The organism is Lacticaseibacillus sp. 30, from assembly GCF_053819265.1.
The window spans coordinates 1-8,518 of the sequence record NZ_JBSOQX010000039.1 but is presented as its reverse complement, the minus strand read 5'-3'; the positions used below and the strand labels follow the sequence as shown (position 1 = coordinate 8,518).

14 protein-coding genes are annotated in these 8,518 nt (G+C 42.3%); 6 read left to right on the top strand and 8 right to left on the bottom strand.

Going from position 1 to position 8,518, the window contains the following annotated elements; translation table 11 throughout:
• Nucleotides 1-122: 122 nt before the first annotated feature.
• The 8 genes from ACWPAB_RS14735 to ACWPAB_RS14700 form a co-directional block, all read right to left on the bottom strand.
• On the bottom strand, nucleotides 123-1,262 hold the full coding sequence (locus ACWPAB_RS14735) for a tyrosine-type recombinase/integrase (RefSeq protein ID WP_016382213.1): 1,140 nt from the start codon (nucleotides 1,260-1,262) through the stop codon (nucleotides 123-125).
• 117 nt (nucleotides 1,263-1,379) lie between these two features.
• On the bottom strand, nucleotides 1,380-2,447 hold the full coding sequence (locus tag ACWPAB_RS14730; protein ID WP_003598052.1) for an Abi family protein: 1,068 nt from the start codon (nucleotides 2,445-2,447) through the stop codon (nucleotides 1,380-1,382).
• Nucleotides 2,448-2,591: 144 nt separating this feature from the next.
• Nucleotides 2,592-3,023 carry a hypothetical protein gene (locus tag ACWPAB_RS14725; RefSeq protein ID WP_003598055.1) on the bottom strand — a complete coding sequence of 144 codons (432 nt, stop codon included), beginning with the start codon at nucleotides 3,021-3,023 and terminating at the stop codon, nucleotides 2,592-2,594.
• Between the two features lie 69 nt (nucleotides 3,024-3,092).
• Entirely contained in the window at nucleotides 3,093-3,575 is a 483-nt protein-coding gene (locus tag ACWPAB_RS14720) for a hypothetical protein (RefSeq protein WP_012491228.1), read from the bottom strand.
• A gap of 3 nt (nucleotides 3,576-3,578) precedes the next feature.
• Nucleotides 3,579-3,872 carry a hypothetical protein gene (locus tag ACWPAB_RS14715; RefSeq protein WP_003598059.1) on the bottom strand — a complete coding sequence of 98 codons (294 nt, stop codon included), beginning with the start codon at nucleotides 3,870-3,872 and terminating at the stop codon, nucleotides 3,579-3,581.
• 178 nt (nucleotides 3,873-4,050) lie between these two features.
• Nucleotides 4,051-4,815: an ion channel gene (locus tag ACWPAB_RS14710; protein ID WP_003598061.1), complete on the bottom strand. Its 765-nt coding sequence runs from the start codon at nucleotides 4,813-4,815 to the stop codon at nucleotides 4,051-4,053.
• Nucleotides 4,816-4,828: 13 nt separating this feature from the next.
• Nucleotides 4,829-5,239, bottom strand: coding sequence for a M78 family metallopeptidase domain-containing protein (locus tag ACWPAB_RS14705; RefSeq protein WP_003598062.1), 411 nt, complete (start codon nucleotides 5,237-5,239; stop codon nucleotides 4,829-4,831).
• A gap of 1 nt (nucleotide 5,240) precedes the next feature.
• Complete coding sequence (locus tag ACWPAB_RS14700; RefSeq protein WP_016364605.1) at nucleotides 5,241-5,570, bottom strand: helix-turn-helix domain-containing protein; 330 nt, start codon at nucleotides 5,568-5,570, stop codon at nucleotides 5,241-5,243.
• Between the two features lie 273 nt (nucleotides 5,571-5,843).
• On the opposite strand from ACWPAB_RS14700, the gene ACWPAB_RS14695 reads away from it, so the two are divergent.
• From ACWPAB_RS14695 to ACWPAB_RS14670, 6 genes are all read left to right on the top strand, one after another.
• Nucleotides 5,844-6,041: a hypothetical protein gene (locus tag ACWPAB_RS14695; RefSeq protein WP_003578190.1), complete on the top strand. Its 198-nt coding sequence runs from the start codon at nucleotides 5,844-5,846 to the stop codon at nucleotides 6,039-6,041.
• Nucleotides 6,038-6,760 carry a Rha family transcriptional regulator gene (locus ACWPAB_RS14690; RefSeq protein WP_016382214.1) on the top strand — a complete coding sequence of 241 codons (723 nt, stop codon included), beginning with the start codon at nucleotides 6,038-6,040 and terminating at the stop codon, nucleotides 6,758-6,760. The genes ACWPAB_RS14695 and ACWPAB_RS14690 overlap by 4 nt, the downstream gene beginning before the upstream one ends.
• A gap of 7 nt (nucleotides 6,761-6,767) precedes the next feature.
• Complete coding sequence (locus tag ACWPAB_RS14685) at nucleotides 6,768-6,980, top strand: hypothetical protein (protein WP_003593164.1); 213 nt, start codon at nucleotides 6,768-6,770, stop codon at nucleotides 6,978-6,980.
• Between the two features lie 21 nt (nucleotides 6,981-7,001).
• Entirely contained in the window at nucleotides 7,002-7,313 is a 312-nt protein-coding gene (locus tag ACWPAB_RS14680; protein WP_306462097.1) for a DUF771 domain-containing protein, read from the top strand.
• A gap of 364 nt (nucleotides 7,314-7,677) precedes the next feature.
• Entirely contained in the window at nucleotides 7,678-7,992 is a 315-nt protein-coding gene (locus ACWPAB_RS14675; protein WP_016382215.1) for a hypothetical protein, read from the top strand.
• On the top strand, nucleotides 7,985-8,518 hold a 534-nt coding region (locus tag ACWPAB_RS14670; RefSeq protein WP_032800632.1), incomplete at its 3' end, for a helix-turn-helix domain-containing protein. The genes ACWPAB_RS14675 and ACWPAB_RS14670, both read left to right, overlap by 8 nt.

The window sequence follows — 8,518 nt, the reverse complement described above, 5'->3', positions numbered from 1 at the left end:
CTTTTAAGGTAACAATTGATTACCACAGATAGCAGAACCCTTGATATATAAGGATTCTGCTTTTTTGTTTTACCCTTAATTGCCGTTTCTTTCAAAAAATTGAGACCACTTTGAGACCACGGTCAGAGATTATCGAGTGCTTTGAGTGTTTTTTTAACCTGTTTAGCTTCGGCTTTTTTGAACATGTGTTCATAGATACGGAGAGTCATCGAAACATCTTTATGGCCAAGACGGCGAGAAATATAATAGATGTCCACATTTTGACTAGCTAGGTAAGCAACATGGTCATGTCTCAAACCGTGGAAAGTGATTTGTTTTTGGGCCGGTACCTGGATTTGGGTTTGATAGCTCTTAAGCATCTTGTTTGTGGCCGCATCTGTCGGGACTAAATGTCGGGTACTTCTAAAAACAAGATTGAGAGGATCCCGATAGCCCTGTGCCATAAAAGCCTCTGTCTGCTCTTTTTTGAGCTTTTTCAACAGTTGGGTAAGATCGTCCGGCATATCAATAACTCGAACAGAGGAGGGCGTTTTTGTGGGCATGAGACCTTGCCCAAAGTGATAGTCCCAAGTCTTATCAATATTGAGTTGCTGGTTTTTGAAATCGACGTCAGCCCATGTCAAGCCGACCACTTCGGAGTATCGCATTCCAGTGCCTAGTCCGACGGCAATTGCATATGAAGTATTCGCTTGGAAATTTGCTGTTTTATAGACTAGGTCTTTGAGCTTTTTCAAAAAGGGGAGTTCAAGAAATTTAAGGCCAGGATCTTTTGCAGCTTTGCCAACAAACTCAACCCCCTGCGTAAAGTCCCGGTTAAGTATTTGGTTGTTGATGGCAGCCTTGACCATGCCACGTACATAGGCGTTAATTTTTCTGACAGTATCCTTAGCATGTGTTTTGCCGTAATTGTTGATGAAATCTTGCCATCGATCAAGGGTGATGTCTTTGAGTTTAGCGACACCAAAGAAGTCTTTTAACGCCGTTTTAAAATAATCGTACCGATTTTCGGTAACCTTGGCGTGTTTGCCTCGCTTATAGCGAGTGAGCCACTCTTCAAAGTAGTTAACAAAGCCGACTTCGCGATCAAGCATGTTAGCGCCTTGTTCTAATTCGGAGGCTAAGATCTGGGCATCACGTTTAGCTGCTGCTTGACGGGCATAGCCACGCTTGCTTTTGGCGTGGCGTATACCTTGGTTGTCATAATAGTAAACACGGTAGCGCCATTTGCCAGTATTTTCTTGGGTTATGCTGATTGTTGCCATGTCACTTGCCTCCATCTTTGATATAATGAGGCACGCAAAGAGCGTACTTCATGAACTATGCTCCTAGCACTTGTATGTTGCGTCTACCCATGCTTCCAAGCAGTGGGGTAGGCGCTTTTATTTGTTTCTGCAGAATTCAATGAGTTTCTTGATGCGCAAGTCTGATTCTGGTGGAAAGCCAATTACGTCGTTCATTACCATATGTTGGATCTCTATGAATTCACTATTTCTCAGCCTATTGAGATTCCCAATGTCTCGAAGCGCGCTCAGGAGTCCCTCATACTCATTGGTAAATATGGCGAGGACAAGCAGTAGAGAAAAGATATCTGATTGTCCGTAACCATTAGCGTAGTCTCTGCTTGACAAAATGGCAGTGTCATTTACTGCTCCAATCACGGAAGGTGAGAGTTTGGAATCACTTGTTGGATACGATAAACGCGTCTTTAGAATGCTCGTTCCATGTGCGATTGTGTTCCGGAAATCCTGTGCAACGTCCAATCCGTCACGGAGAAGTTTTAGTGCTTCCTCATCAGTGATGTTACGTCTTGGATAAAGATCTTCAAGTACTGCCCGTTTGATTTCCGGAGGACAGATGGTATACCATCGCGCAGCCAAACCGAAACTAATGTCATTCACTAGAATCCAAGGCGGCACGTGATTGTGTTTTTCTCTATACATCTCTAATGATGCTGAAACACGGAACCTTGATGGCTCGGTTTCGTCTTGCCCGTCATGCTTTGTTTTATGAAGTCCGGTAGCAAACTCGCGAAGCTTACGTAAGGTAGGAGTTGGTGACATGTTGAGTCTCGGATAATTCTTGGGACTTAAGTATCCACGCTCCCCTGGATGCCCTTTATGAAAGACCCCAAAAGTCTCGGCAACATGGTAGCTCAGCGAAGTTTCAAAAGTATTTTCAAAATGGATGACGAGCGGCAAAAGAATACCGGAAAGAATCTCATCGATCTGCTTAATGGTAGAGAACAGATTAAAGGGACGTTCAGGACAGAACTTTTCATCATCGGTGTGTTCCAGCTTATCCTGGTAGGCATTGACGAGGTTATAGTAGCCGTATTGCATAAGCATAGATTTAACATATGCTTCCTGCCCATTTGGAACAATGATATTATGATCAGACAATTTAGCAATCTGCTCGCCATATGTTTTGAATGGTTTATCTGCTTTCAATTATCTTACCCCACTGAAAAAGGCGTAACCCGAAGGTCACGCCTTTTTTTGAGTACCTTTCGTCAAAGGACAAATTGCCGAAAGACAAGGTACTATCGCGTAACCAAAGTATACATTGAGCTGAAATCTCTGTCAACGAATAGTTCAAGACGTGAAGACCCTAACCTGATCACCAACGTGAATAGTTTTATCTTCAAGAGTGGTTTGGGCGAGTGGTTTGATTTCGTCTTCCTGAATATCAAGATCGCGAGGTGTTTTGGAGGTCGTTGAGGTCCCATAAATTTGTGTCAATGATTTGCTCATCTGTGAAAAAAGGTTGGCATATGGACCTGAAGCGTGTTCAACGTGTATTTTCTGTGCGACAGCAAACGAGGGTTCAGTATGTGTAACTTCGAGGGAGTCTTTTTGGAAAGTGAAGTACCCCAAACTACGGCCGTTATCGTCAGTAATCTTATCGCCAACTACGATGATCTCAACCTTATCGCCAACCTCAACATGAGCGTCCCGTCCGATATCGATGATAACTTCAGATTTGCTGATTATTCTGACTACCTTACCGTTAACTTCCATTGTCATGCTATTACCTCCTTATCAACTTGAGAGTGTCGGTCAAGCTGCGTCTGACCATTTACTTCTAAGCGCTTTTTAATTGTTGAGATTTTTTCTATCGTTGGTTTCTCGCAACGCTTGAATATCTTTAAGGTCCTGTTTGTTTAACTCTAGTTTCATCTGTGATTCTTTTGCGGGTTCAAATATTGGCCACTCACCAACTAATTCAATCGACCCAATCTCAATTTGATCGGGAATAACGAGTTCGTTTTCTAGCATTTCCCGCAATGTTGTGACGGTAGATTTGATTCGTTGAAGATTCTCCTCAATATCCTTGCCAAGGTCCTCCATCTCCGGTGCGATTTTTTTAATAAAGCGATTCTTGATTTCTTTGAACCTACGCATGTATCGACGCACCAACAGAGTTTGATCATCAAATGTTTCGGAATAGTACGGCGCGCGCACGAAGAGTCGTACTTGGAAATATTCAACAGGTAATGGGTCTGTGCTGAAGGGATCGAACGGAACTAACTCACCGTCGTAGGCATCAAACTTTAAGACAACAATTTTGATTGACATCAGCTAATCCTCCTTTGCTAGTTGCTCTAATATTTTGTTGATTCGTTCCTCTCTGATTTGATAAAGCCAGCACTGATCACGACAGAAAGCTGTGCGGTCATGCTTACTAGTTGCCATTACTTTTTGAACTAGCTCATCGGTTTTTTGGCTTGCTTCACGTAAGACTTGAACTTGAGAGGTGCGTTCATTTCTGGGCAGTGTTTGGTTGTCCTCTAACAGCTTGATCACAATTTTAGCCTTGTATGTTCGGATAGGGCGGCTGTCTTCAAGTTGATGTTGGATTAAGAGATTGTTCATAGTCGAGGGTCCTTTCTCTCAAATACATTATGACTGGATAAAGCATTGATATTAAAAGACTCCTTATTTTCCAAATTAACCTAAGGTGAGTCTCAATATATGTGCTTTTGATTTGCTAACAGAGGCTGAGTAATCATTTCTGCTTTTACCCCGATCCAACTAATGGATCGGGGCTTTTTTATTTTTGTCGTTTTGAGACTTGTAGAACATGTTTCTTTAGTTGTTCGTACTCCGACGTGGTAATTGCGCCAGAGTCGAGTAATTGTTTGATTTTGACTAAATCATTGATCTCTGAAGAAACAGTGTTGTTGCCATCGGCTAAATATGCAGTGATAGAGCTAGTAAGTGCACCGATAAGTCCAATGCCATTAAACATAAGCAAAATAGCTGCAATTCTTCCCATAAGTGTGTGGGGGGAGATGTCGCCGTAACCAACAGTTGTAGCAGTCACAATGGCCCACCAAATGGAATCACTGTATGTTGCGCCTTCAGCCAAGGAATAGATTGCTGATGCAATGATTATCAATATCACTGACAGCCACAAGTAATAAATAAGGCCTCCTCTATGAAGAAATTTCTTCGCTCGTTCCTGTAATATGCCAGTGATTCCTGCAAGCCTTGTTAGACGAAATGCTCGACTTAGTCTGACTACTCTTAATGCGCGCGCAAACCTAAAAAACGAAAAAATAGTATTAAAAGGAATGATGGCCAAAAGATCGAGTAAGTGGGTTTTGAAGAATTTGAATTTGTTTTCGGCTGTTAGTAGTCTTGTGAAATAGTCAATGGCAAAAATTATTAGAATTGTGTTATCAATGACGACGTATGGAAAGGTAGAGAGATTAATTACCGAAGAGTAATCAAGAATGACTAAGATGATTGAAATGATAGCGAGTAGCGCAATAACGACATTGTAGTAACGAAAGAACCTCGAGTCTGATTTCAATACGCAATCCCCATTACGCCAAAATTTTTAAAGCAGTATTTTTCACTAAGTTGAAGTAGCGTTCGGGGATCCTATAAGTTTCCATGAAGTTTACAGGATTAAAATCCTCGATATCCATCCAATCATCGAGAAATAAATTCATTAATATTTGAACAGCTTTTTGATTGGCTGCTGCCTCTTCAGGATTAGTATCACAGCGAGAATAGGCTGCATAATCGGTTCCGCCATTTAGAACATGGGCTGTCTCATGAGCAATCTGTAATGGAATCTCTCTTGGTTGGTACCAATTCATATTGATAATAATCAGTCTTCTGGAAGGAATTGCAATGGGAATCCAGTCTTCAGGAATTTTTGATTTTGCCATAACGCTAATATTGTGGTCATAGGCATAATTGAATAAGGTTGTGGTTACTTCATCAAACATATCACTTGCCCCCATCCAGAATGCGACGAATCATTTCTAGTTCCTCAGGTGGGATGGGTTTTCCTTGCCACGACATGATTGTGTCTTCATCTTTCATGGCTGCCTTGAGGTCAAATTGCTGCGGCTCGTCATTTTTTTCTTCTTCGGTCAGATCTTCATAAGTCACGCCTAAAACCTTGGCTACTGCCAAAATTGATGGCTTTGATGGGACATAGCCGGGACGATTCCATTTATATATGGCATTAATACTTAAGCCAGCTTTTTGAGCAGCATCCTGTAAACTCATACCTCGTAATTTTGCAAACTTTTTTGTCTTCTCAAACAGCGTCATATTAGTAATCTCCTCCACTGCTGAGGACGCGCCAAAAATATTCAAGATTAAAATAGTTGACTTAAATAATCCTGAGTATTATAGTTTAGTCATCAGCTAAGGTTGTTAGCTGGTAAAGGAAGTATCAAGATAGCCGGATTCGTCGCCATACGCAGTCCGCGACTTTCAAGATGCTCTCTTTACCTATACCTTGATTTTATCCCTGGGATTAATAAAGGTCAACTATTTTATAAGCTGATAGACAAACTAAACGAACAGGAGGTGATCACTGGTATGTCAACGATGTTGAAGCGTTTCAAAAAGCAACTTATTGACTTGGATCTAACACAAGCCGAGGTCGCAAGAAAATTTGGCTGGTCAAGTCAATATGTACGGGACTTGATGGGCGGAATGGCGTTTGGCCCTGCAGCGGAACGCAATCGCGCCGCTGTTATCGCTTTTCTTGCAAAGGTAAAGGAGGAATCCAAATGAATGGGTTAGTGATCATGCATGAGCAACAGGCAGTTACTACGAGCCTGAAGGTTGCCGAAGTTTTCGGTAAGGAGCACAAAGTTGTGCTTCGCGCAATCGAGGACAAAATTCAATCGGCACAAAATTATGCCGATTACAAAAAGATGTTCGAGGCAAGCACCTATACCGACTCGCGCGGCCGAGAACAAAAGGTCTATTTCATGAATCGTGATGGATTTACGTTCATTGCGTTTGGTTTTACCGGGAAGGTTGCAGATCAATTCAAACTGAAATACATCTCGGCATTTAACGCAATGGAAAAGACGATCAAGTCACTGCCGATTAAAAAGCTGGATCCTGTCAAACAAGCAGAGATTTCGATGACTAATGCCAAGACGCGACAAGCGAACGCTTTGTACCGAATTGCTATGAAAGCCGGATCGATTAGCTCGCAGCAGGCGCTGTTGGCAAAGGCGGCTGAAGCAATCACTGGTGAGATGGTGTTGCCGACAATGCGAACAGAGGAGTTCAGCGCTACCCAAGTGGCTGAAAAGTTAGGCATCACTTCAAACAAGGTAGGACGTATTGCCAATCGAATTGGGATCAAAGCAGAGCAACCTGGCCAGAATGAATTCGGACGTTGGTCGGCCAGCAAGTCACAGCACAGCGACAAAGAAGTGCCGCAATGGCTTTACACAAAAAAGGGATTGGCTGCCATTCGATCAGCAATAAAGGAGTGAAGTACGTTTGGAGTCACAAAAGGTGATTAGAAAAGAATTGCCGGTGGTTGCATGCCAGACGATTGATTTATTAGAAGCAGCAGTTTCTAGAGAATTGCAAAAGAAAAACCCACATGCAACGCTGCGGGTTGGACTGCTTGGAATAGTTGCTTTAGGGCTTATAGCAATCACTCGAGTAGACGAGTTTTCGTCATTTGAGGCTCAAAAGTTGGAGAGGTGAACCAACACGGATGCTTTTAAAATACAACCAGAAATTACGGTCACTTTACCGACAGGTTGGGAGCTAATTGAAACCAGTCGACGTAAAGATCTTGAACAGCGTGCCGACATGTCAGAGTGGTGGTCAACAAAGGATGTTGTCAAGCGATATAAGCATGACATGCGTTGGCTAAAGAAAAACATTTTGGAAAAGCCAGAATTTATGGAAATTCTCAGATATCGAATGGTCATGTATGCGGGAGATGGTGGCAAAGATTGGACTTTCGAACCAGTCAAGTTTTCTGAGTTTATGCGTAACTACTTTCCTGAAATTGCGAAAGGAATTGGTGAATAATGATTGGTTATTTACTAATTGCTGGTGGCTTCGGCGTGATCGTTGGTCACTGCTTAGGCCACAGCGGAAATTGGAGGCAGTGGATTGAATGAAGCAGCTATAGCTAAGCTAGGTCCACTTATCTCCTACTTGTCTATCCAGGCTGAGAACGCACGTCTGGTTGGCCATAATTACCGTCAAGGAACGGATAAGACGCGAGCTTATGCCATGGGACGATAAGACGGCTTGCAAACCGCCATCAGCTTAATCAACGAAATAATTGGCAAAACAAAAAGCCGCTAAGCGCTGTACCGCTTAACGACCAAAGAAATGTGGTATCAAATGAGTGACCTCATTATACCACAGAAAGAAATGAGGTAAAACAATGGCCAGAGAAATTGGCAAGCAACTTGATCGTCTTGAATCACTTGCATACAAAGTAAGAACTAATCAGTACCTTTTGGATTATTTGAGAGAATGGGCAGAAACCAAGTGCGATCTGTTCAGGGATGATGATCCTCACATGACCGATGGTGAGAAGATTCAAGACCGGCTGTTCCTAAAAGACAACTTTAAAAAGTACATGGATATCTTGGGTCAAACATCACTCGATATGATCAAATTCGAAGCAGAATTAATGGATGTTCGCCAAAACATTGCCGATCAATGCTTCCATGAAGGCGGTGTCGATCATGAATGAGAAGCCTAGTTACTATGCAATTATCCCAGCAGATGTTCGCTATCACGAAAAGCTGTCTGATGGGGCTAAGCTTCTCTATGGTGAAATCACTGCTCTCAGTAATAAGAACGGGTATTGCTGGGCCTCAAATGATTATTTTTCTAGGCTGTATTCAGTCAGTATCAGCACCATAAAAAGACGATTACAAGCTCTTGAAGAACTCGGTTTCATTAAACGAATTGTTAAATATAAGGAAGGAACTACCGAGGTAGAGAAGCGATTTATCAGTATTACCCCTGAGGTCAAAAATGAGCCTAGGTGGGGTCAAAATTGCACTGGGGGTGGGGTCAAAAATGAGCCAGAGAATAATACAAGTATTAATAATACAACAACAACATTAGGGGAACCGGAGCTCATTAATTTTTGGGAGAAAAACGGTTTTGGTTTTATCAGCCCAAAGAACCGTGCAGATCTCATGTACTGGGTAGATGATTTCAAGAAGATTGGCTCAACTGACGAACAGGCAGTTCAGGTAGTCAAACAGGCA